The 26112-nt window shown below is 65.9% G+C and carries 22 protein-coding genes and 1 pseudogene; 15 read left to right on the forward strand and 8 right to left on the reverse strand.

The features are described from left to right. Window positions 1-128: 128 nt before the first annotated feature. From ASE72_RS16540 to ASE72_RS16590, 11 genes are all read left to right on the forward strand, one after another. Entirely contained in the window at window positions 129-1193 is a 1065-nt protein-coding gene (locus ASE72_RS16540; protein ID WP_082446168.1) for a Gfo/Idh/MocA family protein, read from the forward strand. Between the two features lie 60 nt (window positions 1194-1253). Next, on the forward strand, window positions 1254-1856 hold the full coding sequence (locus ASE72_RS16545) for a hypothetical protein (protein ID WP_056023820.1): 603 nt from the start codon (window positions 1254-1256) through the stop codon (window positions 1854-1856). Between the two features lie 287 nt (window positions 1857-2143). Then, window positions 2144-3322, forward strand: a complete 1179-nt coding sequence (locus ASE72_RS16550) for an inositol-3-phosphate synthase (RefSeq protein ID WP_056023823.1) — start codon at window positions 2144-2146, stop codon at window positions 3320-3322. Next, the gene (locus tag ASE72_RS16555) at window positions 3319-4212 is read left to right on the forward strand and encodes a hypothetical protein (RefSeq protein WP_056023826.1); all 894 of its coding nucleotides are present in this window, start codon (window positions 3319-3321) and stop codon (window positions 4210-4212) included. The genes ASE72_RS16550 and ASE72_RS16555 overlap by 4 nt, the downstream gene beginning before the upstream one ends. Then, window positions 4209-5303, forward strand: coding sequence for a class I SAM-dependent methyltransferase (locus tag ASE72_RS16560; RefSeq protein WP_056023829.1), 1095 nt, complete (start codon window positions 4209-4211; stop codon window positions 5301-5303). The genes ASE72_RS16555 and ASE72_RS16560 overlap by 4 nt, the downstream gene beginning before the upstream one ends. 2 nt (window positions 5304-5305) lie before the next feature. Beyond that, window positions 5306-6301 carry a Gfo/Idh/MocA family protein gene (locus tag ASE72_RS16565; protein ID WP_156350562.1) on the forward strand — a complete coding sequence of 332 codons (996 nt, stop codon included), beginning with the start codon at window positions 5306-5308 and terminating at the stop codon, window positions 6299-6301. Beyond that, the gene (locus ASE72_RS16570) at window positions 6292-7107 is read left to right on the forward strand and encodes a hypothetical protein (RefSeq protein WP_056023834.1); all 816 of its coding nucleotides are present in this window, start codon (window positions 6292-6294) and stop codon (window positions 7105-7107) included. The genes ASE72_RS16565 and ASE72_RS16570 overlap by 10 nt, the downstream gene beginning before the upstream one ends. Then, window positions 7104-8615, forward strand: coding sequence for a YcaO-like family protein (locus ASE72_RS16575; RefSeq protein WP_056023835.1), 1512 nt, complete (start codon window positions 7104-7106; stop codon window positions 8613-8615). Before ASE72_RS16570 ends, ASE72_RS16575 begins: the two co-directional genes overlap by 4 nt. Continuing rightward, entirely contained in the window at window positions 8612-9442 is an 831-nt protein-coding gene (locus ASE72_RS16580) for a sugar phosphate isomerase/epimerase family protein (RefSeq protein WP_056023838.1), read from the forward strand. The genes ASE72_RS16575 and ASE72_RS16580 overlap by 4 nt, the downstream gene beginning before the upstream one ends. Window positions 9443-9489: 47 nt before the next feature. Next, entirely contained in the window at window positions 9490-10650 is a 1161-nt protein-coding gene (locus ASE72_RS16585; RefSeq protein ID WP_235532406.1) for a glycosyltransferase family 4 protein, read from the forward strand. Between the two features lie 7 nt (window positions 10651-10657). Beyond that, on the forward strand, window positions 10658-11353 hold the full coding sequence (locus ASE72_RS16590; protein ID WP_056023845.1) for a PIG-L deacetylase family protein: 696 nt from the start codon (window positions 10658-10660) through the stop codon (window positions 11351-11353). A 130-nt stretch (window positions 11354-11483) separates the two neighbouring features. On the opposite strand, the gene ASE72_RS16595 is transcribed toward ASE72_RS16590, so the two are convergent. Beyond that, window positions 11484-11804 (reverse strand): hypothetical protein, encoded by a 321-nt coding sequence (locus ASE72_RS16595; protein WP_056023848.1) that lies wholly within the window; start codon window positions 11802-11804, stop codon window positions 11484-11486. A gap of 122 nt (window positions 11805-11926) precedes the next feature. After that, a complete protein-coding gene (locus tag ASE72_RS16600) occupies window positions 11927-12841 on the reverse strand; it encodes a LysR family transcriptional regulator (protein ID WP_056023851.1) in 915 nt (304 codons plus the stop codon). A 99-nt stretch (window positions 12842-12940) separates the two neighbouring features. Between ASE72_RS16600 and ASE72_RS16605 the strand changes: the two genes are divergently transcribed. The 3 genes from ASE72_RS16605 (at window position 12941) to ASE72_RS16615 (ending at window position 15186) form a co-directional block, all read left to right on the forward strand. Continuing rightward, window positions 12941-13639 (forward strand): pirin family protein, encoded by a 699-nt coding sequence (locus ASE72_RS16605; RefSeq protein WP_056023854.1) that lies wholly within the window; start codon window positions 12941-12943, stop codon window positions 13637-13639. Between the two features lie 57 nt (window positions 13640-13696). After that, window positions 13697-14524, forward strand: a complete 828-nt coding sequence (locus ASE72_RS16610) for an alpha/beta fold hydrolase (RefSeq protein WP_056023857.1) — start codon at window positions 13697-13699, stop codon at window positions 14522-14524. Between the two features lie 71 nt (window positions 14525-14595). Further along, window positions 14596-15186 (forward strand): NADPH-dependent FMN reductase, encoded by a 591-nt coding sequence (locus ASE72_RS16615; RefSeq protein ID WP_056023860.1) that lies wholly within the window; start codon window positions 14596-14598, stop codon window positions 15184-15186. 51 nt (window positions 15187-15237) lie between these two features. Here the strand turns inward: ASE72_RS16615 and ASE72_RS16620 are convergent, their stop codons facing one another. Then, window positions 15238-16821: a Na+/H+ antiporter gene (locus tag ASE72_RS16620; protein ID WP_056023863.1), complete on the reverse strand. Its 1584-nt coding sequence runs from the start codon at window positions 16819-16821 to the stop codon at window positions 15238-15240. Between the two features lie 159 nt (window positions 16822-16980). On the opposite strand from ASE72_RS16620, the gene ASE72_RS16625 reads away from it, so the two are divergent. Then, entirely contained in the window at window positions 16981-18603 is a 1623-nt protein-coding gene (locus tag ASE72_RS16625) for an FAD-dependent oxidoreductase (protein ID WP_056023865.1), read from the forward strand. A 120-nt stretch (window positions 18604-18723) separates the two neighbouring features. Here ASE72_RS16625 and ASE72_RS16630 read toward each other — a convergent pair whose 3' ends face one another. The 5 genes and pseudogenes from ASE72_RS16630 to ASE72_RS16655 all read right to left on the reverse strand — a co-directional run bounded on the left by ASE72_RS16630 (window position 18724) and on the right by ASE72_RS16655 (window position 26103). Then, entirely contained in the window at window positions 18724-20262 is a 1539-nt protein-coding gene (locus ASE72_RS16630) for a M81 family metallopeptidase (RefSeq protein WP_082446169.1), read from the reverse strand. A gap of 67 nt (window positions 20263-20329) precedes the next feature. Further along, window positions 20330-20701 carry a TonB-dependent receptor gene (locus ASE72_RS16635; protein ID WP_056023868.1) on the reverse strand — a complete coding sequence of 124 codons (372 nt, stop codon included), beginning with the start codon at window positions 20699-20701 and terminating at the stop codon, window positions 20330-20332. A gap of 284 nt (window positions 20702-20985) precedes the next feature. After that, window positions 20986-22227, reverse strand: a pseudogene (locus tag ASE72_RS20915) (MFS transporter). A gap of 67 nt (window positions 22228-22294) precedes the next feature. Beyond that, on the reverse strand, window positions 22295-24847 hold the full coding sequence (locus tag ASE72_RS16650; RefSeq protein WP_056023879.1) for a TonB-dependent receptor: 2553 nt from the start codon (window positions 24845-24847) through the stop codon (window positions 22295-22297). Window positions 24848-25128: 281 nt separating this feature from the next. Continuing rightward, window positions 25129-26103, reverse strand: coding sequence for an alpha/beta fold hydrolase (locus tag ASE72_RS16655; protein WP_056023882.1), 975 nt, complete (start codon window positions 26101-26103; stop codon window positions 25129-25131). Window positions 26104-26112 lie beyond the last annotated feature (9 nt).

The following is a 26112-nucleotide window of genomic DNA, read 5'->3' on the forward strand; positions in this document are numbered from 1 at the left end:
TATCGATTACCGGCATCCGCTAAGGGATACGAACCTGGTGGTTTTCCGAGGGCATTTTGACGCACGCAATCGATCGACGTTCGCTGCTCCTCGCTGCCGCGGTTGGCGGCTCGGCTCTGGGCACTTCCATGGCGTCAGCCGAATCAACACCGCGTCAGGCGGAAAAACCCCCGTTACGCGTGGCTGTCGCTCGGCTGATCCACGGCCATGTCGCCGGTCTTTTCGGCAATCTCGCGCAGGGCGCCGTACAGGTGATCGGCATTTACGAGCCCGATCATGCGGTCTCGGCCCGGTATGTCCGGGAGTTCGGGATAGATCCGGCGCTGGTGCATGATCGGCTCGCACCGATGCTGGACGGGACAAAGCCTGAAGCGGTCCTTGCATTCGGGTCCGTTGCGGAACATCGGACGGTGGTCGAGGCCGCCGCACCGCGGAAGCTGCACGTCATGGTGGAGAAACCGCTGGCGTTCGACGTCGCGGAAGCGGAGGCGATGGCAGCCCTTGCCCGCCGTCACCGCATCCACCTGCTCACCAATTACGAGACCAGCTGGTACCCAAGTCGTTCAGCGCTTCATACGGCGATCACCTCGGGCGTTGCGGGTGCCATCCGCAAGGTCGTGTTCCGAGATGGTCATTATGGTCCGAAGGAAATTGGCGTACAGCCTGAGTTCCTGTCGTGGCTGGTCGATCCGGCGGCGAATGGCGGCGGTGCGATTGTCGACTTTGGATGCTACGGGGCGAACCTCATGACTTGGCTCATGGACGGACGCCCTCCGATCAGCGTGACCGCGGTGACGCAAAAGTTGAAGAGCGATCCTGTATATGCACGGGTCGACGATGAGGCGACGATCGTGTTGACGTATCCCACCGCCACTGCGGTCATCGAGGCATCGTGGAACTGGCCGGATCACCGCAAGGACATTCAGCTCTTCGGCGAAAAAGCCCTCCTCGTGACCCCCGATAGCCAGACGCTCATGGTGCGCAGCAGGGGAGAAACACGCGATCGTCCGCTTCCAGTCCGCGAGCCATCTTATAAAGATCCGTTCTCTTTCCTTGCGGCCGTGGTTCGAGGGGAAATGGTGGTACCCGATCTCGATCCCTCATCGCTCGCGAACGCGGTGATCGTGGCCCGTATCCTCGAGGCGGCTCGGCGGTCTGCCGCGATCGGGCAGACGGTGAGACTTGCATCGTGAAAGGGGAAAATCGACGCACCGCCGACGTTGCTTCGGCCGTCGGACAGGGTAGGATACCCTATGCTGCTAGCGACACTGCTCTTGATTGCGACGGTTGGCCAGGACGTGTCCGAGCTCACGTTCAGGCGAGTGATAGCGGACAATGCGACCTATCACCGCGAACGGTTCGTCGAAGCAGGGCTCATGCCAATTGAGGAGGCTGCGAAAAAAGGACGGAATGTTCGGCGCTTGCTCGTCTCGGTCTGGATTCCAGGCCATCCGCCCGTGATGGAAATCGAGCGGCAGAGCGACGGTTCGGTGACGCTCCTCCTCACGTGGCAGGATAAACCTTTGGAGCGGCATCCGCTTGACGCCTCGGTTTGGAAGGATCTAACGGCGCTCGATAAAGCCGTGTTCGCGACGCCCAAATACGACCTGAACGAAATCGGGAAACCCCCTGAAGGCGTTTATGGCTGCCACGGCGATACGGCCGCTTTTGAAGCCAGTATCGACGGTCGGGTGCAGACCGCAGCGGCTAGCCAATGCCTCCCGAGAATGGAGTCCTTCGACGACGCCAAGCGATCCGTGATCGCGCTGTTCTCGAAAGTGGCCATCACCACCCAGGCTGGTTGCAAGACAGATGATGCCCGGCCAGCCGAGGCCTTGATTCACTGTTTCCGCTGAACAGGACTGTTCCGAAGGTCCGCACTTGGGCGCCAGCCGCGGCCGACCGCTTTGCGCCGCTGCCCCAAATCAAGACCGTCTTGAGTCTGACGGATAGCGGATCGCGCAGGTGATGATGCCACCGAAGCGCGCGGGACGGCGTGGCCGCCGGGAGCGACTATCGCAGCCCCGCCTAGAGTGGCAACATATGTAACCTTAAGAACACTTTAACAGCCGTTTCCACAGACATTTGTGGACTTTGCCCATCGGTTGGCTAGCCCCGGCCTCTGTTTTGAGAGGACGTAGTTATGGGCGAACGGGTCGGGATCGCGGTGATCGGACTGAATGGCGCGGTGGCCACTACCGCTGCGGCGGGTATCGCGATGATCCGTGCAGGGTCGAACGACCTGTCGGGCCTGCCGCTCGCCAGCCGCGACGTCGAGGGGATGGCGGCATATCGCGACCTGCATTTCGGCGGCTGGGACCTCAGCCATGACGACCTCGCCACCGCTGCGCTGAAGCACGGCGTGCTTACCGAGAGCGATCTCGCCCACGGGGCCGCGAGCCTGTCCGACATGCGGCCCTGGCCCGCGGTCGGATCGACCGATTTCTGTGCGAACATCGACGGCGCCAACAAGATCGCCGCGCCCGGCCACCGTGCCGCGGTCAAGCATATTCAGGACGATCTCGCGCGCTTCAAGAACGAGCAGAATCTCGACCGGGTGGTGATGATCAATCTCGCCTCGACCGAGCGCAAGGCCGATCTCGCTGCGGACGCGCTGACCAGCGTCGAGGGCTTCGAGCGCGGTCTCGACAGCGACGACGCGGCGATCAGCCCGGCGATGCTCTACGCCTATGCCGCGATCGCGAGCGACACGCCCTATGCCAATTTCACGCCGTCGGTCGCCGCCGACGTCGCCCCGCTCGCCGAGCTGGCCAGCCAGCGCGGCGTGCCGATCGCCGGCAAGGACGGCAAGACCGGGCAGACGCTGCTGAAGACCGTGATCGCGCCTGCGCTGCGGGACCGTGCGCTGCACGTCGACGGCTGGTTCTCGACCAACATCCTGGGCAATTCGGACGGCCTCGCGCTCGACGATCCCAAGAGCCTCGCCTCCAAGGTCGATACCAAGAAGTCGGTGCTCGACCAGATCCTCGGCTATCCGGTCGAGGATCACATCATCATGATCCATTATTACAAGCCGCGCGGCGACAACAAGGAAGCGTGGGACAATATCGACCTGACCGGCTTCCTCGGCCAGAAGATGCAGCTGAAGCTGAACTTCCTGTGCAAGGATTCGGTGCTCGCCGCGCCGCTCGCGATCGAGATCGCGCGCTGCCTGGCACTCGCGCAGACGCGCGGCGACCGCGGCGTGCAGGACCAGATGGGGATCTTCTTCAAGATGCCGCAGACCGCCGATGGCGGSGAGCCGATCCACGCGTTCGGCGAGCAGCAGCTGATCCTCGACACTTGGCTCGACCGCCGGTGAGTTTTGGCGCAGCGTATCTGCCGCTGTTGCGCGAGCTCGGCGACCTGAAGCGGATTCGCTCGGCGGAGCGCGACGGGTCCATCGCAGAGCGGTTGTTCGCACGCGGCTGGGCGGCGCTGGCGGCGGGCGAGGCACCAGCGGCGGTGATGCGCCGCACCGTTGCCGCCGCGCTCGCCGCGGCCCGGCTGAGCGATCTCGACCGCGCTACGCTGGCCGAGCTTGGACTGTCGGACGCGGAAGCGCGCGCCGTGCTCGAACGCGCGTTCGACGAGGTGGCGGTGCTGCTCGACCCGGCGCTAGCCGCCGAGCTGCGCGATGCGCTCCCGGAGGGTTCACCGGCGTCCGGGCCGGTGCCGCGGTTCGTGCCGCAGCTCGCGACGCAGCCGCGCGCCGGCGTCACCTGTCCCGGTCGGCCGCGCCTGTTGCTCCAGCCCGCCGAAAACCACGCCGAGCATTGCCTGATCGTCGCGGTGTACGGCGTGCTCGCAGCGCCCGGCTATGGCGCGGATCCGGCGGAGGTGTTCCTCGCGTCGATGGCACATCATTTCCACAATGCCGCGATGCCCGATGCGGGGTTTACCGGTGAGGTGCTGCTCGGCGACCTGCTCGACCGCGTGATCGATGCCGCGCGCGAACAGGCGATGGCGATGCTCGATCCGACGGTCGCGGCGCAGGTCCGCGCGGCGATCGCGCCGATCGCCGGCGATGCCACCCCGGCGGCGCGCGCGTTCCATGCCGCCGACGTGCTCGACCGGGTGCTGGAGATCGAACAGCATCTCCGCGCCGCGTCGGCAACGATGGACAGCGTCCTCCACACCTATGAGCTCGTCCATGCCGGACCGGTCAAGACGTTCCACGACCGCGTGCTGAGCGACGTCGGCCTGTTGTGACCTATTGCTCGCCGCTTTCCGGACGGCCGCTGGTCGCGGATACGCCGCATTCGCTCGCCGCCCCGGGCGAGCGCTGGCCGGTGGTCGACGGGATCCCGTATCTGCGGACCGACAGCGAGGGTCTGGTAGCGGTGGCGCTCGACCATCTCGACGCGGGCTGCCCGGACGATGCGCTCGTCGCGCTGCTGACCGACCAGGATGCGTGGTGGACCGGCCCCGCAACCGATCTCGGCGAGCTGAAGCAGCTGGTGCGCGAGCGCGACACACTGTCGCTGCGCGCGGCGATGGCGTTGCTCCGGATGGGACCGGTGGCGGACTATTTCGCGCATCGCTGGAGCGATCCGACTTATCTCGCCGGCCTCGCGCTGGTCGAGGCGCACTGGCGGCAGCCCGATACCGCGTTCGAGCTCGCCTGCGGGATCGGTCATTATCTCCGCGAGCTTACCGTGCGCGGCGTCGCGTGTGTCGGCGCGGACGTGGTCTTTTCGAAATGCTGGCTCGCCAAGCACTGGGTGGCGCCCGCCGCGGACTATGTCGTGTTCGACGCCGCGGCGCAGTGGCCGGTCGCGGCGCAAAGCTTCGACCTGGTCGCATGTCACGACGCCTTTTACTTCCTGCCCGATCAGCCCCGCGTCGCTGCGCTGTTGCGGGAGGCCGTCGCGCCCGGCGGCGTGCTCGCCGTCAGCCACATCCACAACGCCGCCGTTGCGGGCGGGGCGCTGGGCCCCGCCCGCGCCGGCGCCGAATGGGCGACTCTGTTCCCCGATGCGGCTGTCTATGACGAACGCGAGTTGCGGCGCGCGTTGCTAGAGGGTGATGCGCCCGTGCAGACCCGGTGGTCCGACGATCCCACGATCGAGGCCTGGTCGATCGTCGAACCGGACGGCGATGCGCCATGGCCGCTTACCGGCGGGCTGGCGATGCCGGTTGCCGAGGCGGTGCTGGTTCCCAATCCGTTGCTCGGTGATACCGGTCCGCGCTGGCCCTCCGACCGCTACCGCGCGGAATATGGCACGGCGGCCACATGGCTGTCGGATACCGGTGATGCGGCGCGGCACCGTCGCGTCCTCGACCTGCCGGCGCGGTGGTGAGCATGCGCTGGGGCATTGTCGGCTTCGGCTGGGTCGCGCGCGACTATATGGCGCCGGGGATCGCGGCATCGGGCGGAACCGTGGTCGCGATCGCCGACCCCTCGCCGATGGCGCAGGCCAGCGCGATGTCGGGCGGCATCCTCGCTTATGATACGGCCGAGGCGATGCTGGCCGATGCCAAGCTCGACTGCCTCTACGTCGCCACGCCCAACAACCTCCATGCCGACCCGGTCCGCGCAGCGGTCGCGGCGGGCGTTCCGGTGCTCTGCGAGAAGCCGATCGCCGCGACGCTGGACGATGCCGAAGCCATCGGCGCGTCCGTTGCAGGGCATCTCTACGGCACCGCGTTCGACCAGCGCCATCACCCCGCGCACCGCGCGATGGCGCAGGCGATCCGCGACGGGGCGATCGGCCGACCGATCGCGGTGCGCATCGTCTACGCTTGTTGGGTCGACCCAAGCTGGTCGCCGACCGATGGTGATGGCGGGTGCAACTGGCGCGCCGATCCGGCCGCAGCGGGCGGCGGCGCGGTCATCGACCTTGCGCTCCACGGCCTCGATCTTGCGGCGATGCTGGTCGACGAACCGCTCGCGCGTCTGCACATCGACCTGCAGCGGCGTATCCACGACTATCCGGTCGACGATGGCGGCATCCTGTCGGGGCGCACCGCAGGCGGCATCCTGGTCCAAAGCCATGTAGCCTATAACTGCCCCGAGGTGCTGCCGCGCCGCCGGCTCGAGATCCTTGGCGAGGACGGCTTGCTGGTCGCGACCGACACGATGGGCCAGACCGAGGGCGGCACCGTGATCCGGCGTTGCGCGCGCACCGGGGATGAGACCGCCCTGCCCTTCGACGCCGCATTATCCCCCTTTGCCGCGCAGGCCGCCGCGTTCACCGCCGCCGTCCGCGGCGACGCGCATGATTTCTCTATCGACCGGGACCTGTCGCTGATGCGCCTATTCGACGCCGCCTATAGCGAGGCGCGATCGTGCCTCTGAGCTGGTATGCCTGCGCCCATTGCGGCTTCTGGCAGCGACACTTCGCGCCCGCCGACTGCCCGGTCTGCAACGATACGCGCAACGACCTGCCCGAGGACGGCTGGCGCTTCCTCCCCGAACAGGACGTCGCCGCAACCCATGACGGCAGCTGGCGACAGGTTGCCGACAATCTCTGGGCCTTCACCACGACGCCGCATCTCGGGCTCGGCGGCACGGGCTGGCTGATCGTGCGCGAGGGCGGCAATATCGCCTTCGAGGCCGCCCCCTATTACTCGACCGCGATGCTCGACCAGATCGCGCGGCTCGGCGGGATCCGTTATCTCGCCGCCAGTCACGCGCATGGCTATGGCGCGCTGTTCCAGCTCCAGCGCGACTGCGCGCCCGAGATGCTCGCGATCCACAAGGACGACCTCGGCATGACCAAGGCGTTCCGCGTCACGACGCCCTATGACGAAGTCCTGGAGATCGCGCCGGGCTATACGCTGCATCACGTCGGCGGCCATTACGAAGGTCAGGCCGCGCTCCACGATGCGGTCGGCAAGCGCCTGTTCTGCGGCGACATGTTCAAGATCGAGCAGGACGAAGCGGGTGTCAGCCACGCGATCTCCAGTCACAAGGCGTTCCACAAGGACATCCCGCTGACGCATGGCGAGATCCGCCATTACCGCGCGGTGATCGCGCTGCTGGCGTTCGATGCCGTCCTGACTCCGTTCGAATATGCCCCCGAAGTCGGCCGCGATGTCGCCGTCGCCGTGCTCGACGAGGCGCTGGCCCGTGCGCCGGGCGTGAAGAGGATCCCGCTATGACCCGCACTATCACCGGCCTGCCCGAACAGTTGGACGCGGCCTGCCATCTGTATCTCGACGCGTTTCCCGCCGGCGACATCGTCGCGTTCCCGATCGACGGCATCGACCGTGTCGGCATCCCCGTCTGGGTGGTCGCGCTATTTCCCGAAACCGCCGATCTCGATGGCATCATGCCCTACGGCGTCGGCTATGGCGCAACCGACCAGGCCGCGATTCTGGGCGCGCTGGGCGAAATCGCTGAGATGGTCTGGCCGACGCTGACCTTGTCCGCGCGCGGCAAGACGCATGGCAGCTATGCCGACCTCGTTCGCGAACGCGGGATCGCCGATCCGCTGACGCTGTGCCTTCCCGCTGGGTCCCCGGTCGACCGCGAGACGCCGCTCGACTGGGTCGAGGCCCGGCGGTGGGCGGACGGCTCGAGCGTCCTCGTGCCGATCGACCTCGCCGCCTATTCCGCCAAAGAACTGGCCCCCGGTTACGTGCCGTTCACGACGATCATCTCCAACGGGATGGGCGCGGGGCCGGACCTCGACTGGGCGATCGGCCACGGACTGTGCGAAATCCTCCAGCGCGACGGCAACGGGTTGCTGTTCCGCGCGCTCGACCGCGGCGTCGCAATCGACCTGCCCGAATGTCTGCCCGCCGAGATCGGCGATCTGGTCAACCGGTTCGCCGCCGCCGACGTCCGCGTGATCCCCAAATTCGCGACCGACGAGTTCGGCCTCGCCAACGTCTATTGCGTCGGCGTCGATGCACGTGAGCCCGCGGTGCCGATCATGGCGACCGCGTGCGGCGAGGCGGCGCATCCCGACGCGGTGCAGGCGCTGGCCAAGGCGATCGCCGAATACGCCGCCAGCCGCGTGCGCAAGGCGTTCGCGCACGGCCCGATGGCGCTCGCCAAGACGATCGCGCCGCGGGGCTATATCGACCGGTTCATGGCACAGGCCGGCGGTGCCGCGAAATCGAGCGACAGCCGCGCCTTCACGGAGATGCAGCGCTGGACCGACGTCGACGCCGCGACCTTGCGCGACTGGCTCGCCGGGACGATGCTCGCCGAGCGCAGCCGCCATGCCTTTGCCGACCTGCCCCGCGCCGACGTCCCCGATGCCCGCGCGCGCGGCCAATTGGCGCGAGAGGCGGTCGAGACCGCCGGGTTCGACATCCTCTACGTCGACATGTCCCCCGCCGATGCCAGCGTCGCGGTCGTCAAGGTGATCGTGCCGGGCATGGAGGTCGAGACGATGAGCTATTACCGGATTGGCGAACGCAACGTCGCCAAACTCGTCGCGCTCGACAGCCCGCTGGTCAGCTTCGGTGGCGAGGCGAGCACGACTCGCCGGCCCGTCCGCCTGACGGACGAAGCGATCGCACGGCTGGGCGGCCAGCCCTTCTTCGATACCGCGCTGGCGGACGAGATCGTCGGCCCGCTCTATCCGCTCTACCGCGAACCCGAAGCGCATCACGTCGCTTGGTCCGAACAGAGCCTCGAGACGGAGGCGGCACGATGACGCTTCGTTTCGCCTACAACACCAACGGGGCGGCCAACCACCGCCTCGACGACGCGCTGCACCTGATCGCGGACGCGGGCTATGACGGCGTCGCGCTCACGCTGGATCATCACCACCTCGATCCCTTTGCCGACGATTGGGCGAGCGAGGCGGAGCGCGTCGGCGCGCTGCTCCGGTCGCTCGGCCTGGGATCGGTGATCGAGACCGGCGCGCGCTATCTGCTCGACCCGCGCGACAAGCATGAACCGACGCTCGTCACGGCGGATCCCGCAGGGCGTGACCGGCGGGTCGCGTTCCTCGCCCGCGCGCTCGAGGTCGCCGCGATCCTGAATGCCGAGACCGTGTCGTTCTGGGCGGGTGTGCCGAAACCCGGCGTCGCCCGGCACGATGCGCTCGACTGGCTCGACTTGGGGCTCGGCAAGGTCGTCGAGCATGCGGCACGGACCGGCATCCCGGTCAGCCTCGAGCCCGAACCCGGCATGCTGATCGAGACGGTGGAAGACTATGCGCGGCTCGCGCGCCGCCATCCGGACCTGCGTCTCGCGCTCGACACCGGCCATTGTCTCGTCACGCAGGACATCGCGCCAGATGCTGCCGTGCGCGCCTATGCCGACCGCCTCGGGACCGTCGCGGTCGAGGACATGCGCCGCGGCGATCACACGCATCTGCCGTTCGGGCAGGGCGACATGGACATTCCCGCCATCCTCGCCGCGCTGGAGTCGATCGGCTTCGACAAGCTGGTCTGCGTCGAGCTGTCGCGCGAGAGCCCGCGTGCGCATCAGGCGATTCCGGAGTCGATCGCCTATCTGCGCGCGGCGCTGTCCTGATGCGGATCTGCTTCGTCTCGCGCCGCTTTTTCCCTGCGATATCGGGGATGTCGATCTACGCGATCAACCTGCTGCGGCAGCTCGTTGCCGCGGGCCATGACGTGACGATGATCAGCCAATATTACGGCGACCCCGCACGCGCCCGCGTCTATGGCGGCGGCCCCCCGCCCCCGGTGCCGGGCGTGCGCGTCGTCGGCCTCGAAGCGCTCGGCGAACAGGACGGCGGCGACTTCGAACGCGATATCGATGCGATGGTCGAGGCGATTGCGCGCGAGCATTCGCTTCATCCGTTCGACCTGCTTCACGCGCAATATGGCTATCCGACCGGCTGGGCGACGATGATCGCCGCCCGGCGTCTCGGCCTGCCCTGCGTCGTGTCGATCCAGGGCGGCGACGGGCATTGGGTCGGCTCGTGCTGCGAGACGCACCGGCTCGCGATGGTGCGGGTGCTCGACCATGCCGGCGCGCTGCTGATCGGCGGCGCGAGTTTCGCCGGCGAAGTCCATGACCGGCTCGGCACCCCGCTCGACCGGTTCACGATCGTGCCGGGGGCAGTCGATACCGACCATTTCACGCCGGCGGTGATGACCGCGCCCGAAGGTCCGGTCCGGTTGCTCTATCACGGCCGCGTCGACCGCCGCAAAGGCGTGCTCGACTTCCTGCAGGCGCTACCGGCCGTGCGCGGGGACTGGCACGCGACCATCTCCGGCATCGGTCCCGACGTCGACCCCGCGCAGGCGCTTGCGACAGAGCTGCAGCTTACCGACCGTGTGACCTTCAGCGGCTATGCGGATTATGATGCGGTGCCGGAACTCTACCGCGCGCATGACGTGTTCGTATCGCCGACCTACGCCGAGGGGTTCTCGAACACCATCCTTGAGGCGATGGCGTGCGGCCTTGCGGTCGTCTCGTGCCACGCCGTGGGCGTGGTCGACTGCATCCGCGACGACGAGAACGGCATGCTGACCGATCCCGGCGACGTGCCGGCGCTCGCGGCCTCGCTGACGCGCATCATCACCGATACCAGCCTGCGCACGCGTCTGGCGACCGCGGCGCTGGGAGAATGCCGCCGGGTCTATAGCTGGGACGCGGTCGGGCAGCAGATCGTCGGCATCTACCGCGACCTGAGCGGCCATCCGCAAACCGGCTTCGATACGACCCTGTCGATGACCCCCTGCCGCTTCCGCAGCGAACCGCATCTGTTGTGAGCGATCGATGAAACTGCTCGCGATATCGCCGCATCTGGACGACGCGGCCTTTTCCGCAGGCGGGCTGCTGGCGTCGCGAGTCGACCAGGGCTGGGACGTCACCGTTGCGACGTGCTTCACCGGCAACGTCGCGCAGCCAACCGGGTTCGCGCTCGCCTGTCAGCTCGACAAGGGTCTCGGCGCAGAGATCGACTATATGGCGCTGCGCCGTGACGAGGATCTTGCTGCGTGCCGGGCACTCGGCGCGCGCGCGATCCATCTGCCGTTCCTCGAGGCGCCGCACCGCGGTTATGCCTCGGCCAAGATGCTGTTCGCCGAACGGCTGCCTGAGGACCGGATCGTCGACGCGGTTGCAACGGCGCTGGGCGAGCTGCTCGCGGCGGAACGGCCGGATCTCGTGCTGGGGCCGTTGTGCCTCGGCAACCATGTCGACCATCACGTCGTGCTGGACGCGATGCGGCGGTCCTGTGCCGATCATGCCGTAATGTTGTGGGAGGACTGGCCCTATGCCGATCGCGAAACCCGGGTCGCCGCCGTGCCGACGCTGATCGAACGTCTGACGCCGGAAACACGGACACGTCGCATCGCTGCGTGCGCGGCATACGCCTCGCAACTCGGCTTCCAGTTTGGTGGACTCGAGGCCATGTCCGAGCGGACCGAACGGATCATCGAGGAGCGCTTTTACACCTTGCACATCGCCTGATCCGTCAGCCACCCACGCCGCCGGCCGCGTAAATCCCACAGGCCGCTCCGCGACTTCGGCCGTACGTTCAACATTGAAGTTCAGCGGATGGGCGCCGACGTCGGCCTCGGTTCGCATCCGCCCCGGGTAGTCAATTACCTTCGGCGTCGACCATGAAGACGACGGGCTTGCCGCGCGACATCGGCTCCCAGCCGGCCGCCACAGCGGCGCGCACGCAGCGTGAGATCATCGCGTCGTCGAGCTGTAGCCGACCATGCGGCAACCCCTTCAAGAGCCGCTTGGGCGCCGGAAATTCCATCAACGCCTCGCGCTTGGCATCGCGCTGGAGAAGGGAAATCGTCATCCCCTTCCACCCCCCGTCGTCTGACGGATAGGGTTCGCGCTGGAGGTGCCAGTCATATGTTACCCCGTCGACATCGACGGTACCGGCATTGCTTCGAGACTTTGACATTTCTGGGCCCCTAGCATGCCAACGCTGCCAAGGCACCGGCTCTCGGTTTTCGACCTGCCTCGGCTCAGCCATCCATGCATCCATCCGGCTGAACGGACGGCGACAGGTGCGATTTCCCTGACCTACGCGCCGTCCCACGGCGCATTTGCCAATTCACGGGCCAGATAGTCGATAAGCGCCTGCACCCGAAGTGGTCGCAGCGGGCTTGGCGGCATGACGAGGTGTAGCCCCAACGGGGTCACCGACCATTCCGGCATCGCGACCTTCAATTTGCCGTCGCGCAGTTCGCGCCAGACCAGGAACTCGGGCTGGATCGCAAGCCCCTGCCCCGCAACGAGCGCCGGATTGAGCAGATCGGCATTGTCGGTCCAGACGCGCACCGGCGGTTCGATCGCCTCCTCCCCGAACGTCGGATGCGTGAGGCGCCACGCCCTCGACGCACCCCCCGTATAGGCCAGCGCGCAATACCGGCTCAGCTCGGCGGGGTGCGTCGGCATGCCGTGGCGATCGAGATAGTCGGGCGACGCTACCAGCAGCAACCGGACCGTGCAGAGCCGCCGCGACAGCAGCGAGGAGTCGTTCAGGCTGGCGATCCTGAGCGCGAGGTCGAACCCTTCGGATACCAGATCGACCTTGCGGTCACTCAGCGCGAAATCGACGGTGATTTCGGGATAGGCCTGCAGGAAGGCCGGCAATACCGCCCCCAGATACGCGATGCCGAACGACAAGGGCGCGCTGATCCGCACGCGTCCGCGGGGCACGGTGGATTGCTCGCCCGCCTCGTCCTCAACGGCCTCGCCCTCGCTCAGGATACGCGATGCACGCGCCAACGCGGCGCGGCCGGCATCGGTGAGCGCTACGCGCCGCGACGTCCGTGCAATCAGCGTCAGGCCCAGGCGCGCCTCAAGTCGCGCGATCGCCTTCGAGACGGTGGGATCGGACATGCCCATCTCGCGTGCTGCACGCGAGAAGGAGCCATGTTTGGCGACCGTGGCGAAGATCGCCCAGGCTTCAAGATCGGGAAGTCGCTTTGTCATTTTCGGCAAGATTGAAATGCCAATCTTGCCGTTTCGTCAAGCCCGATCATGGCGCATCTTCACGTCATCGGAGCAGCAGCGCTCCCCAGGAGTCCGAACATGATCGACCGTCACCCCTTCGACAGCCTTGGTGGTGCCAACCATGGCTGGCTCGATGCCAAGCATCACTTCTCGTTCGCGAGCTACTATGATCCGGCGCGGATGGGTTGGGGTGGGATTCGCGTGTGGAACGATGATACGATCGCGGCCGGAACCGGTTTCCCCCCGCATCCGCACAACGATATGGAGATCATCACCTATGTCCGCGAAGGTGCGATCACGCATCAGGACTCGCTCGGTAATGTCGGCCGCACCGAGGCGGGCGATGTGCAGGTCATGAGTGCGGGGTCGGGCGTCCGCCACTCCGAATATAACAGGGAGCCGGGCACCACCCGCATCTTCCAGATCTGGATCGAACCGAAGACGCGCGGCGAAGCGCCGTCATGGGGCGCCAAGCCATTCCCCAAGGGCGACCGGTCGGGCCAGTTCGTCACGCTCGCCAGTGGCTTTGCAGACGATGGCGACGCCCTGCCGATCCGCACCGATGCCCGCATTGTCGCGGCCACGCTGAAGGCCGGCGAAACCGCCGAATATCCGCTCGGCGCCAACCGCCACGGCTATCTCGTGCCGGCGATGGGCACGATCGAGGTCAACGGCACCCGCCTGGAGGCGCGAGATGGCGCTGCGATCGCTGACGAGGCCGTGTTGCGCGTGACCGCCATCGAGGACTCAGAGATCGTCCTCGTCGACGCCGCCTGATTGTCACCTTCGACCCGTAGCGTGCCGCGTACCCAACCAAGCCCGAGGAGACCTCGAATGCCCTTCATCACCACCGCCGACGAGACCGAAATCTTCTACAAGGACTGGGGCAACACGGATGCACCCGTCGTCATGTTCCATCACGGCTGGCCACTCAGCTCGGACGACTGGGATGCGCAGATGATGTTCTTCGTCCAGAAGGGCTACCGTGTCATCGCGCATGATCGCCGCGGCCATGGTCGCTCGACGCAGTCAGCGAATGGTCACGACATGGACACCTATGTCGCCGATGTCATCGCGCTGACCGACGCGCTCGATCTGCGCGATGCCGTCCATGTCGGTCACTCGACCGGCGGTGGCGAGGTTGCCCGCTATGTCGCGCGCGCCAAGCCGGGCCGGGTTAAGAAGGCCGTGCTGGTCAGTGCGGTCGCACCGATCATGGTCAGGACCGACGCCAACCCGGACGGCGTGCCGATGGACGTATTCGACATGGTGCGCGAGCAGACGGCCACGAACCGCTCGCAATTCTACTACGACTTCACGCTCCCCTTCTTCGGGTACAACCGCGACGGCGCCGCGGTAAAGGAGGCGGTGCGGCTCAACTGGTGGCGCCAGGGCATGATGGGCTCGGCGCTCGCCCATACGCTCGGCGTCAAGGCCTTTTCCGAGACCGACTTCACCGACGACCTCAAGGCGATCGACGTGCCGACGCTGGTCCTGCACGGCGAGGACGACCAGGTGGTTCCGTTCGCGACCACGGGCAAGATGTCGGCCGACATCGTGAAGGACGCCAAGCTCATCTCCTACCCCGGCTTTCCCCACGGCATGCCGGTTACCAACGCCGATCGGATCAACGCCGATCTGCTGGCCTTCATCGAAGGCTGATCCCCGGCAGGGCACGGAGCGATGGCGCGCTCCGTGCTTCTGCACGACACGCTTAACGAGGAATTGCCGCGATGCCCGACCGGGTTCTGATCTTCTACGGCTCCTATCGCTCTGACCGACAGGGCATTCGCCTCGCCGAGTGGCTCGTCCGCGCCTTTGCCGAGCGCGGTGCATCGGCCGAGCTCATCGACGCCAAGGCAGTCGACCTCCCCATGCTCGACCGCATGTACAAGGAGTATCCCAGCGGCGAGGCGCCGCCCGCGCTGGAGGCCCTCGCAGAAAAGATCAGGACGGCCGACGCCTTCGTCTTCGTGACCGGCGAATATAACTGGGGCGTGCAGCCCGGGCTCAAAAACCTCACCGACCATTTCCTCGAGGAATGGTACTGGCGACCCGCGGCGATCGTCAGCTATTCGGCCGGACGTTTCGCCGGTGCGCGTGCCGGCCTCGCATGGCACGGCATCCTGTCCGAGATGGGCATGGTGGTGGTGTCGAGCACGATCGCGGTGGGCGGGATCGGCCATGCCTTCGATGCGACCGGAGAACCGGCGGGCGACGGTGGCGCCGCCCTCACCCGCGCCTTCCCGCGCTTCGCCGACGATCTCGGCTGGTGGACGCAGGCCGCGCGCGCCCAGCGCGCGCGGCTCGACCCGCCCTATTGATCCGGCCGCCGTCCGCGCGTCTTCATCGCGGGCCCGAGCAACCGAGCGCGTTCACCCCTTCGCTGCCGCTGCGGCGAGTTCCTCGAGGTCAAGATCGTGCTCGAGATCGTGGAGCGTCTCGTCATCGATGCGGCCCGCACGGTGCAGGCGAACCAGCTCGGCGCGGCCGGCCGCGACTGCGGCGATGATGACGTCGAAATGGCTCGCGATCGCCACGTTTCGCTCCTCCACCGTACCGTCGAACGCATCCGCTGCCGTCGCCCGGGTGCGGTAGCGTCGCAGAAGCTGCGGGTGGATGACCGTGCCGTCGACCGCCACCGCCTCGCGCTCGACAAGCGCCAACTGCGCCTGGAACAGCATCATCTCCGCCGCGTGCAAATCGAGCGGCGGTCGCGCGCTGCCGTCATCGTGCGGCTTTACGGCCCGGATGACCCAGCCGAGCGAGGTGCCCTGCACCAGGACGGTGACAAGGATCACGACGAACGCGGTGACGAGCATCAGATCGCGCGCCGGCATCGCCTCGGGCAGCGAGAGCGCGACCGCGAGCGTCACCACGCCGCGCATCCCGGCCCAGCTCATCACCACCGCCGCCCGCGTTCCGAGCGGTTGCTGCCGCGTCCACCCGATGCGGCGCGCGGTGGCGACGCCGGCATCGACCGCGAAGATCCACAGAAACCGCGCGGCAACGACCGCCAGGACGATGAGCAGCACGGGCCGCGCCATCGTGTCTATGACAATGTCGAGCCCGCCGACCCGGTCCAGCAGCCCCCGCAAGGACAGGCCGATGAGCAGGAACACGGTGGCTTCGAGGAGGAACACCAGCACCTGCCAGAATGCCATCGCCCGGATGCGCACACGGGCGGTGAAGACGACATGCTGATACCAGCCGCAGACGAGGCCCGCGGTGACGACGGCAATGACGCCCGACACGTGCAGCAATTCACCCGCGATATAGGCGCTCCAGCAGACCAGCACGGTCGCTGCGATCATCAGCGTATCATCGCCAAGCCGGCGGAGCAGGATCACCCAGAGCCCGCCGATCGCTGCGCCTACCGCAATGCCGCCCGCCACCAGCACGAAAAACGTGCCGGTCGCAGCACCGATATGGAAGCTGCCGGTCAGCACCGCCGCCACCGCGAAACGGAACAGCACCAGACCCGCGGCGTCATTGAGCAGGCTTTCGCCTTCGAGCAGCGTGGTCAGCCTGCGCGGGAGTTTCACCCGTTGCAACACGGCGCGGGCGGATACCGCATCGGGCGGCGACAGGATCGCGCCCAGCGCGACGCAGGCGGCCCAGGGCAGTCCCGGCATGAGCAGCTTGGTCACGATCGCCACGACCGCCGTGGTGAAGAAGACGGCGCCCACCGCCAGCGAGAGAATGCCGGCCATGTGCCGCCGGAATGGCGCGACCGCGGTGAACCACGCACCGTCCATCAGCAGGGGCGGGAGAAACAGGACAAGCACCAGCTCCGGATCGATCGCGATCCCTTGCACGCCGGGTACGAAGGCCACCGCGCACCCGCCGACGATCAACGCGGCTGCCGGCGGTAGCGACAGACGCCGGGCCAGATAGTGAAGCGCCAGCACCACCAGGAACATCAGGATGATCAGCTCGAAATTCGCCGCTGGATGCACAAAGCCGCCCCTTTTCCTGCCCGCCCGGTCGTCCTGGAAGCTGTCCCGAACGGCGTCAATGCGATCGGGTCGCGCCCGCATTTGGGCTGCGCCGTTCCCGCGCGATTGCCGTCGCGGCGTTGGACGGGCTAGTGTCGGGGCGCAGAGGGGAAAGCGCTCATGGAAACGATCGGCCGTGACCTGCGGGAAATGCAGCGGGTTCCGCTTCAGCCCGCGCATATTGCCGCGATCCGGGCGGCAGGGACGCGCAAGCACTATTCCAAGGGGATGATGCTGGCCGAGATCGGCGCCCCGGCCGACCGCTTCGTCTATGTCGAGGATGGGGAGATCGAGGTCGTCAACCCGTTCACGGGCGAGCGACTAGTGCCTTCGACGCTGGGTCCCAACCAGTTCATGAGCGAGATCTCGCTGCTGTCCGGGGGCACATGGTCGCTACCGATGCGCGCAGCGAGCGACACGACCGTTGTCGAAGTCCCGCGATCCGCGATGCTTCGCCTGATGGCGGCGATACCGGAAATGTCGGACATCGTCATCACGGTGCTGGCGGCACGCCGTCGGCGACAGCTGGATGCCGGCGATGGCATGCTGGTTCTGGTTGGCGAAGACGAGGACAGGGCCGTCAGACGCGTGGCCGAGTTCGCCGCGCGCAACCGCCTGCCCTACCGCTCCTACCCGCTCGGCAGCGACGAAGCCGCGCATGTCGCCAGCAGTTGCGGAACCGCACCGCGCGAGCCCGTCGTCGTATTCGGCCGCGATGTTGTGGTGAGCGATCCGACGCCGGAAAAGGTGGCACGGCTGCTCGGGCTCGACCAGGACGTTCCCGAAGACGAGGCATTCGACGTGCTCATAGTCGGGGCCGGCCCCGCCGGCGTGTCGGCGGGCGTCTATGCGGGCGCCGAAGGGTTGCGCGCGCTGGTGGTCGACGAGACCGCGATTGGCGGCCAGGCCGGCACGTCCAGCCGGATCGAGAATTACATGGGCTTTCCCACCGGCATCTCCGGCGCCGATCTTGTGTGGCGCGGCGAGGTGCAGGCGATGAAATTCGGTACGCGCTTCGTCATGCCCCGGCGGATCGAGTCGCTGGACCAGCTCGACAACGGCGCCTTCTGTGCGACCTTCACCAATGGTCGGCGCGTTCTCGCCGCGTCTGTCGTGGTTGCAACCGGGGTCCAGTACAGACGCCTGCCGATCGCACGCCTCGCCGACTTCGAGGGCACGGGCATCTATTACGCGGCGACCGAGAATGAGGCGCGCTTCTGCCGCGATACGGAAGTGTTGGTCATCGGCGGCGGTAATTCGGCCGGGCAGGCCGCAATGTTTCTCAGCCGTACGGCGCGGCACGTTCGCCTGCTGGTACGCAGCGACACCCTGGCCTCGTCCATGTCGAGCTATCTGTCGAGCAGGCTCGAGGCGGACCCCGCGATCACCATCGAATACGGCACCCATGCCGTCGAACTTCATGGCGGGGACACTCTGGAGGCGGTGACGATCCGCAACGGAGACGGCGATCGCACCGTGGCAAGCTGCGCCGTCTTCGTGATGGTCGGCGCGGCGCCCAATACGGGCTGGCTCTCCGAACTGGTCGCTCTCGACGGCAAGGGCTTCGTGCTCACCGGCGAAGCGGCTGGCGCGACGTCGCCTTTCGCCACGTCATGCGCTGGCATCTATGCCGTCGGCGACGTCCGCGCGGGATCGGTGAAACGCGTGGCGTCCTCGGTAGGAGAGGGATCGGTCGTCATCTCCAACGTGTGGGAGCATGTGCGCGGCCTGGATCGTTCCTGACCGGACGCCGTCTCCGCGGTTTTGACGCAGGCCACGACGCTCGGGTTGCCCTGCCCCACCCCCAACCCCTGACATCCGGTCCTGTGTCGGGGGCGCCAATGACCTGGCGCCCCTCACCGATCACGCCCGAGCGAAGCGCGTCGATCTATAGGGCCGGGGCGAATATTGCAGGTCCTTGACCCACGGATAGGTCGGTACGCGGTGCCTGTTGGCGATGTGCGGGATGTCCTGGTCGATCGCGCCGGGCGACAATGCCATCAGATGCGGGTTGGCGAGCGGCTTCATCGTTGGATTGAGATAGCCGCATTTGAGCACGACGATCTTGAACGCGGTAGGCTCGAGCTTGAGCGCGAGGAACGCTTCGGTCGCGTGATAGGCGCGGCGCTTCGATGACAGCGTCATCGTGATGCCGTCGAACGCGATGACCGCCTCGCGCTCGCTGGCATCGGTGACGGGCGCGAGATACTGGACCGTTGCGTTCACCTTGACCGGGCTGCTCTCGACCGGGTCGAGCGTTCCGCCCACCGTAATCGCTATCGTTTTGCCAACGCCGGCTGCGTAGCACGCGTCGGTCGCGGGCTTGTCTGTCATCCCTCCGATCAGCACGTTCTTCACGCCCGCCTTCTGGATCGCCTGAAGGAACAGCGACTGGTCGGCATTGCCGCCGCCGCCCGGGTTATCACCCGAATCCGAAATGACGACTGGCTGGGTCTTGGCGGCCACTGCCATTGCGATCGTTTCCTCGATCGTCCCCGTCGGGCTGCCGAACCTGAACGCCGCGCGCGCATCCCAGTAGCGCTTGGCGAGTTCGGCCGCGATCCTCGCCTGCAGCGCGGGGTCCGTGCCGGTCACCACCACCGACGCCGCGGAGCGTGGCTCGTCCGCCCAGACGTAACCGACCAGTTGCGACACATCGAGCACGCCGGCCTGACGATTATATTCGCTGAGATCGGACCAGAGGCGCCGGCCGGGGTCCCATTCGGTGCTGCTCTGCTCGCCGGCCAGCCCCACGGGGATCGTCGCCCAGACGATACCGGGGCGGATGCCGTAGCGCAGACAGTGCGTCAGCATGTCGGTCGCGCGCATCGTGTTCTCGACGCGGTCGGCGTGTGGGGCGGTTCGGTACGCCGTGATCGCATCGAGATTGTCGACGATCCGCTGGCTGATATTGCCGTGCAGGTCATAGCTCGCCGACAGGATGCAGTCCGGACCCACGACCTGCCGCGTCGCCTCGTACCAATCGCCCTCGGCATCGTTCATGCCCTCGACGTACATCGCACCGTGCATCGACAGATAGACGCCGTCGAGCGGCAGCAGCGCGCGGAGGCGACCGACATATTCCGTCTTCAACGTGTCATAGGCATCGCGCGCGATCGGGCCGCCCGAGCCTGCATTGGCGACCAGCGTCGGCAGGAACGGAACGTCGTAGCGCTTCAGGAAGGTGAAGCGCTCGTCGTTCAAAATCTCGTCGCCGCGCAGGATATTGAAATTCTCCAGCCGAGCGCGAATACGGCTGTAACTGCTGCACTCCGACGCGATGCCGCCGATGGCAATGCGCGGCTGGCGCGTGAAGGGCGGCACGATCTGCGCGCGCGCGATGCCGGCGGACGTGGCAAGCGCGGCAACCGAGCCGGTCTTGAGAAAGGATCGACGTTGCATGGATGCTGCTCCGTAAGCTTGGAATACACATCCGCCCCGCACGGCACGCGCGGGACGGAAAACCGGATCAGAAGGCGGCGCTGATCGTCCCGCTGATACCGAATCCACCACTGATCAGATAGGTCGGGGCCGACCCGGCGATGGTGGTGCATTTGCGCGCAGGTGTGGCCGGCGCGTTCGAGGTGACGCCCTGGATCCCCGAAAGATATGTCTTGTTGGTGATGTTGGTCATGGCCAGCTGCATTTGCGGCTTCTTCACGAACCCGATCGAGGTGAAGCGATAGCCGATATTGGCGTGCGCAGTGGCATAGCCCGGCAGTTTCTCGACATTCATGAACGTCGAATACTGGTCGCTGATATAAGTGCCTTCGACCGATGCGAAGAATGCTCCGTCGTCGAAGTTCAGTCCACCCGACGTCGCCGATCTGGGGCTGAGCACCGCGCGCTTGCCGGCCGTGGGGAGATAGAGTCCACGTATCAGGTAGTCGTCTTTCGTTTCCGCATGGATATACTGGGAAAGCGGCCAGGCCGCTTTCCCAGTATAGAGACAGCCGGCATCTATAATTTGCCATCGTTGCCAAGCCGACTGTCAATCCTACGACACCTCAAGATATCGTCACTGTACGCCGCGTCATGTGTAAATACGTTCACAAGATCAAGACACATCATTTGGTCGGACGTGAGAAGCTGTCAACAATTCAGCAGACCGGAAGTTTTCGCTCCTCACGTCATGATTTGCCCCTTGGTATGCTGCAATGGCCATCGGCGGCCGAACAATGTCAAAAGCATTTGAAATAACGCCGCAAGGATTAGCGCGACGGACACACCGCATGCCTGCGCCACCAGACCGAAGACTCCGCTACCCAGCGCGATCCCGGCAAAGGTCGCCATCTGGTAAAGCGCGAGGCTGCGCGCCAGCATCATGGGCGGTGCCGACATCTGGACCGCCACGTTGAAGGTCGACAGCGCCAGCACGGTCCCCGCCCCAGCGGCTAGAAGCGCCACGCCCGTCGCGATGAAACCGAGATCGGCCGCGATGCCGATCGCGCCACAGGCGACACCCATCGATGCGATCCGTACGGTAGTCTCGTTCGATAGCGACTGCCGGACCCATCGGCTGACGAACGAGCCGAGGATCGATCCGAGGCCGAAGATCGCCAGCAACGTGCCGAAAACCCGCGCATCGCCACCGACCAGATCGCGCGCGACGAGCGGCATCAACGCCAGGATCGCGCTGGACATGGTCCCGAACAAGCCGGCGCGGATCATGCTTATGCGCAGCGCCCGCGATCCCACCGCATACCGGACACCGCCGAGCATCGAGGCACCGATCTTCTGGCGATCGGGCAGCTTGCGCGCGGTTGGCCGTCACCGCGACAGGACGACGATAAGCCCCACGAAGCTGATCGCGTTGACGACAAACGCCGCCGTCGCGCCTCCCGCGCTGACGATCACGCCGCCGACAGCAGGACCGACGGTCCGCGACAGGTTGAACCCCAGTCCATTGGCGACGATCGCGGCGGGGATGACGGGGCGTGGTACGAGGTCGCCGACCGAAGCCTGCCATGCCGGCGCATGAAAGGCCGCACCACAACCGAGCAGGAAGGTCATGCCGAGGAGCAGCGCCGGAGTCAGCCGATCGAGCCATCCCAGGATCGCCAATGCCAAAGCGACCAGCAGCATGAAGAGTTGCGCGCCAAGCATCAGACGGCGGCGGTCGCCATTGTCCGCGACCGCGCCCGCCAGCAGCGATACCAATACGATCGGCAGCGCCGCTGCGGTCTGCACGAGCGCGACGTATTTTGCGCTGTGCGTCAATGCCAGCATGATCCAGGCGGCACCGACCGACTGTATCAGTCCGCCGAAATGCGACGCTGTGCTCGCCAACCAGACCGCGCGGAACACGGGAAAGGCGAACGGCGAGGTTGCGGTCGATGCGGCCGGGTCTTCGGCGGAAATACGCATGATAGCCAATCGTCCCGCCGCGTTAAGGCCCCGCGCACGGCCCGATCGGGGCTGTGCGTGGGTACGATCAGAACCTGTATTTCATCTGGAGGCCATAGGTACGCAGGTCGGGAAGACCAACGATCAGCGCGGAATTGTAGGTGCTGTAGCGGAAGTTGTTGGTGAACACGCTGGCGTCCGCGATCGTCGTGTACGATCGGTTGTTGGTCACGTTGTTGACGAACGCTTCGATCGAGAAGCCGTTCTGGCTGGCACCCGTCCGCAGGTTGATAGTGTTACTGACCCGCGTCTTGACCAGATTTGCGGCGTCCGCCCACATGCCCGACTTGAACGAATAATCGACGCGCCCAAACCATGACGCGCCGTCCAGCCCGCCGATATCGCCGGTGTACTGGCCGCCCGCGGTCGCCGCATATTTCGACGTGTTCGGATTTTCGTTACCGCTGAAATCTGTGATGCCGGAATAGGCGGTCACGGTCGCGTTCTGAAACTTCTTGATCTTGCTGTCGGTCAGCGCCGCCGAGAAGTTGAGCGCGATCGCCCGGGTAGCATTGAACGTGCCGTCCAGTTCGATGCCGCTCATGTCGACCGCGCCGGTATTCGCCGAGCCGCGAATGATCTGCGTGGTGTTGGTGACCGTGTCGACGACGTTCATCGTGATCGCGTTGATCTGGCTGCGCCACGGCGCGAAGTATCCGTCCAGCGACATCCGCAGCCTGTTGTCGAAGAAGCGGCCCTTGATGCCAATCTCGTAGTTCGTGACCTTTTCAGGGGAGACCGCCACGTTGATGCCCGCCGCGCTGGCCAGATTCTGCTGGGCCACGCTGTAGGTCAGGAAAGCGGTGTTGAAGAGACCCGGGTTCACGCCCTTCGAATAGGACGCATAGGCCATCACGGCCGGCGTCGCCTGATACTGGGCGATGAAACGGGGCAGGAAATTCTTGTAGTTCTGGTTCAGCAACTTCGATCCGCCGGCGTAGAAGCCCACGGGAACGAACAGATCGGTGGTCGCGGTATATCCGGTCGGCTGCGCATAGGCGTACAGCTTGTCGATCTGATAGCGACCCTCGGCATTGAGGGTCAGCTTGTCGGTGACCGCGTAGGACAGGCCATAGAACGCGCCGAAGGTACGCGACCGGGTGGCACCGCTGACGACCGAGGCATAGGCACCCGTACCGAGCGCGCCGTTGCCGCCGCCAAGACCGCCCTGCGAGAAGCTGTTCAGATAGCTCCCGCCGAAGCTCGCCTTGAACGGGCCGCCCTGATCGTAGCTGGCGCGCAACTCCTGCGAGAAATCGCGGTTGATGCGCTCGACCAGATAGGGAAAGTCGAAGTAGCTGCGACCGCCCGGGGTCAGGTTAGCGATCGTCGTGTCGCCGTAATTGTCGAGATCGGACAATTGGCTGTAGCGTTCGTTATTGTAGCTGGTCAGCGACGACAGCGTGACCCCGGTATCGCCGACCTCGTAATCGGCACCCAGATGCATGTGATAATAGCGTCGCACCAGACCATAGCCCTGAACGCCGTCGTCCGGATTGACCAGGCGGCCGTTCGGGTTGGCCAGAAAGTCCTGGATGACCGAGTCATTGGTCGTGTTGGACGAAGGCGTCGTGCTGCTGAGTTTCGGCGCCTTGCCGCAGAAGAACGGGTTCGAGACGGCGGCACCGGTGGGCGAGCGACCGGTCAGCGTGCAATTGGACTGGCCGGGCACGACCACCGCCCCGGCGGCGTTGGTGATGGTATAAGCCGAGATCAGACCCTGCGCGGGTGCCCCGTCCTTGTCCTCCGACAACAGCCCGAACGCCTTGATCGTCAGCCGGTCCGTCGGCTTGGCGACCAGCATGACCGTTCCGCTGTTGGTCTTCTGGTCGCCAAGCGTCTGGCCGGGCACCGCTTTGTTCTCATACGAACCGTTCTTCGAGAAGCGGTCGCCGCTGATCCGGAAGGTCAGCTTGTCGCCGAAGATCGGACCTTCGAGGTCGGCATGCAGCTTGTAGTTGTCGCGCGTGCCGATCATCCCGCCGACCGATCCGGCGAGCACATCACCTGGCACCTTGTTGACGACGTTGATCGCACCGGCGAACGTGCTGCGACCGAAATACGCGGCCTGCGGGCCTTTCAGGACTTCGACGCGCTCGGGGTCGCTGATCGAGGAGAAGGCGCTCGGCGAGGCGACCGGTGCGCCGTCGATGAACAACGCGGATGTCGGGTTCGTCGCCGCCGACGGGGTGAAGCCGCGGATGATGACCTGCTGGAACGAACGGTCGTTGCGACCCGCCGCGTTGTTGTTGACGTTCACGCCGGGGGTGAAGTTCGCGATGTCGTTGATCGTCGTGACGCCGCGTACCGCAAGGTCCTGACTCGACAGCGCGGTGACCGCGACCGGCGTCCGGAGAATGTCCTCGGACCGGCGGCGCGCGGTGATGACGATATCGCCGCCCGGCGGCGCGTCGGCTTGCGGGGTAGCGTCGGTTGCGGTTGCGGTTGCGGTTGCGGTTGCGGTTGCGGGCTGCGGATCGGCCGTCTGGCCCGCGGCAGGCGCCGCTAAGAACGTAACGCCCATCATCAGGACGGGCACCAGCGCGGAAGTCGACCGTGCAGATTGCTTCAGTCTATTCATGAGAAATCCCCTTCAATACCAATTGATCGCAATCGATTCCCGACCAGGGAACGATCGCCCACCGAAAAAACGGTGGTCGCGAGTTCATGAACACGTCCTGCGGCCGGCTTTTCTGTCCGAGACCTGGCGCGATCCCGGCGATATGCTCTGCCCTATCGGCAATGATCGGGATGCTCGTGCACCCTTCTTTCGCGACGATCATGATATCGTCACATGATTCCTATAAGACGGATGATGGACGTTGACCGCTGTGTGGATAGTGGGCGTCGCTGATCTCCGACTCAGTGCGCGGGGACGGTCCTGTCGAGGAACGTCTTGATATCCTGCGCGAACCGGTCGGGGATTTCCCACATCGGCCAGTGACCGACATTTGGGTAGCGCACGAGGTCGACATGCGTGTTGGCGAAGCGCCTGACCGACGCCTCCGCCCCTTGCGCGATGACGGTATCGCGCTCGCACCATTGCAGCAGCACCGGCGCGCGGATCGTCCCGGCGATCGCACCGACATCGGTCGTCTTGAACAACTCGGCGTTCGATTTCAGGAACGATTGCTGGCGCGCGACCGCACCCGGCAGGTTCGCCTGATCATACATCATCCGGGTCAGGTACGGCGGCACGTCCCAGCCGGGATGCGACGTGTCCTGGAATACCCATTTGTAGAAGATCTTCGGATGATAATCGGGCAGCACCGCCTTGTTGAACGCCATCATCGTCCGGATCTTCCAGTCGACCGCGCGGGTCTGGCTGGGGCGTTCAAGCGGCAGGATCGAGAACGCCATCGCGGTGATCCGCTCCGGGTGGCCCGACGCATATTGCAGTGCGACGTTCGACCCGTTCGAGGTCGCGATCACCGCGATCTTCGAAATGGCCAATCGGTCGAGCACGCCGCCGACCAACTCCGCGGCGCGTGCGGTCGTATAGAGGGCCTTGGGATCGAGGCCGCTCAGGCCATAGGGTGGCCAGTCCATCCGGACGATCGTGTAATAGGGCTTTAGCCGCTCGACGAGCGGATCCCATTCGTGGAGGTTGACGCCGGTGCCGTGCAGCATCAGCACCGGTGGCCCCTTCCCCTCGACCCGGACATGCACGTCGATGCCGTCGATCTTGAGGAACTGCGACGGTGCGCTCGCATAGCGCTCGACCAACGCGGCGCGGTCGCTGGCGAACCACCCGGCACGGGCGGGCACGTACCAGGCGAGCCCGACGAACAGCAACAGCGCGACGACGCCTGACGCGCCCTTGATCCAGGAGGTCATCAACAATTC

The sequence above is a fragment of the Sphingomonas sp. Leaf20 genome, assembly GCF_001421535.1.
Classification (GTDB): Bacteria; Pseudomonadota; Alphaproteobacteria; order Sphingomonadales; family Sphingomonadaceae; genus Sphingomonas.

Excerpts from the sequence above, each read along its gene's own strand:
- ASE72_RS16630 (WP_082446169.1), bottom strand. The coding sequence starts at position 20,262 with ATGCAACGTCGATCCTTTCTCAAGACCGGCTCGGTTGCCGCGCTTGCC.
- ASE72_RS16540 (WP_082446168.1), top strand. The coding sequence starts at position 129 with ATGGCGTCAGCCGAATCAACACCGCGTCAGGCGGAAAAACCCCCGTTA.
- ASE72_RS16650 (WP_056023879.1), bottom strand. The coding sequence starts at position 24,847 with ATGAATAGACTGAAGCAATCTGCACGGTCGACTTCCGCGCTGGTGCCC.
- ASE72_RS16545 (WP_056023820.1), top strand. The coding sequence starts at position 1,254 with ATGCTGCTAGCGACACTGCTCTTGATTGCGACGGTTGGCCAGGACGTG.
- ASE72_RS16595 (WP_056023848.1), bottom strand. The coding sequence starts at position 11,804 with ATGTCAAAGTCTCGAAGCAATGCCGGTACCGTCGATGTCGACGGGGTA.
- ASE72_RS16655 (WP_056023882.1), bottom strand. The coding sequence starts at position 26,103 with ATGACCTCCTGGATCAAGGGCGCGTCAGGCGTCGTCGCGCTGTTGCTG.
- ASE72_RS16565 (WP_156350562.1), top strand. The coding sequence starts at position 5,306 with ATGCGCTGGGGCATTGTCGGCTTCGGCTGGGTCGCGCGCGACTATATG.
- ASE72_RS16600 (WP_056023851.1), bottom strand. The coding sequence starts at position 12,841 with ATGACAAAGCGACTTCCCGATCTTGAAGCCTGGGCGATCTTCGCCACG.
- ASE72_RS16575 (WP_056023835.1), top strand. The coding sequence starts at position 7,104 with ATGACCCGCACTATCACCGGCCTGCCCGAACAGTTGGACGCGGCCTGC.
- ASE72_RS16580 (WP_056023838.1), top strand. The coding sequence starts at position 8,612 with ATGACGCTTCGTTTCGCCTACAACACCAACGGGGCGGCCAACCACCGC.
- ASE72_RS16590 (WP_056023845.1), top strand. The coding sequence starts at position 10,658 with ATGAAACTGCTCGCGATATCGCCGCATCTGGACGACGCGGCCTTTTCC.
- ASE72_RS16610 (WP_056023857.1), top strand. The coding sequence starts at position 13,697 with ATGCCCTTCATCACCACCGCCGACGAGACCGAAATCTTCTACAAGGAC.
- ASE72_RS16585 (WP_235532406.1), top strand. The coding sequence starts at position 9,490 with ATGTCGATCTACGCGATCAACCTGCTGCGGCAGCTCGTTGCCGCGGGC.
- ASE72_RS16605 (WP_056023854.1), top strand. The coding sequence starts at position 12,941 with ATGATCGACCGTCACCCCTTCGACAGCCTTGGTGGTGCCAACCATGGC.
- ASE72_RS16615 (WP_056023860.1), top strand. The coding sequence starts at position 14,596 with ATGCCCGACCGGGTTCTGATCTTCTACGGCTCCTATCGCTCTGACCGA.
- ASE72_RS16625 (WP_056023865.1), top strand. The coding sequence starts at position 16,981 with ATGGAAACGATCGGCCGTGACCTGCGGGAAATGCAGCGGGTTCCGCTT.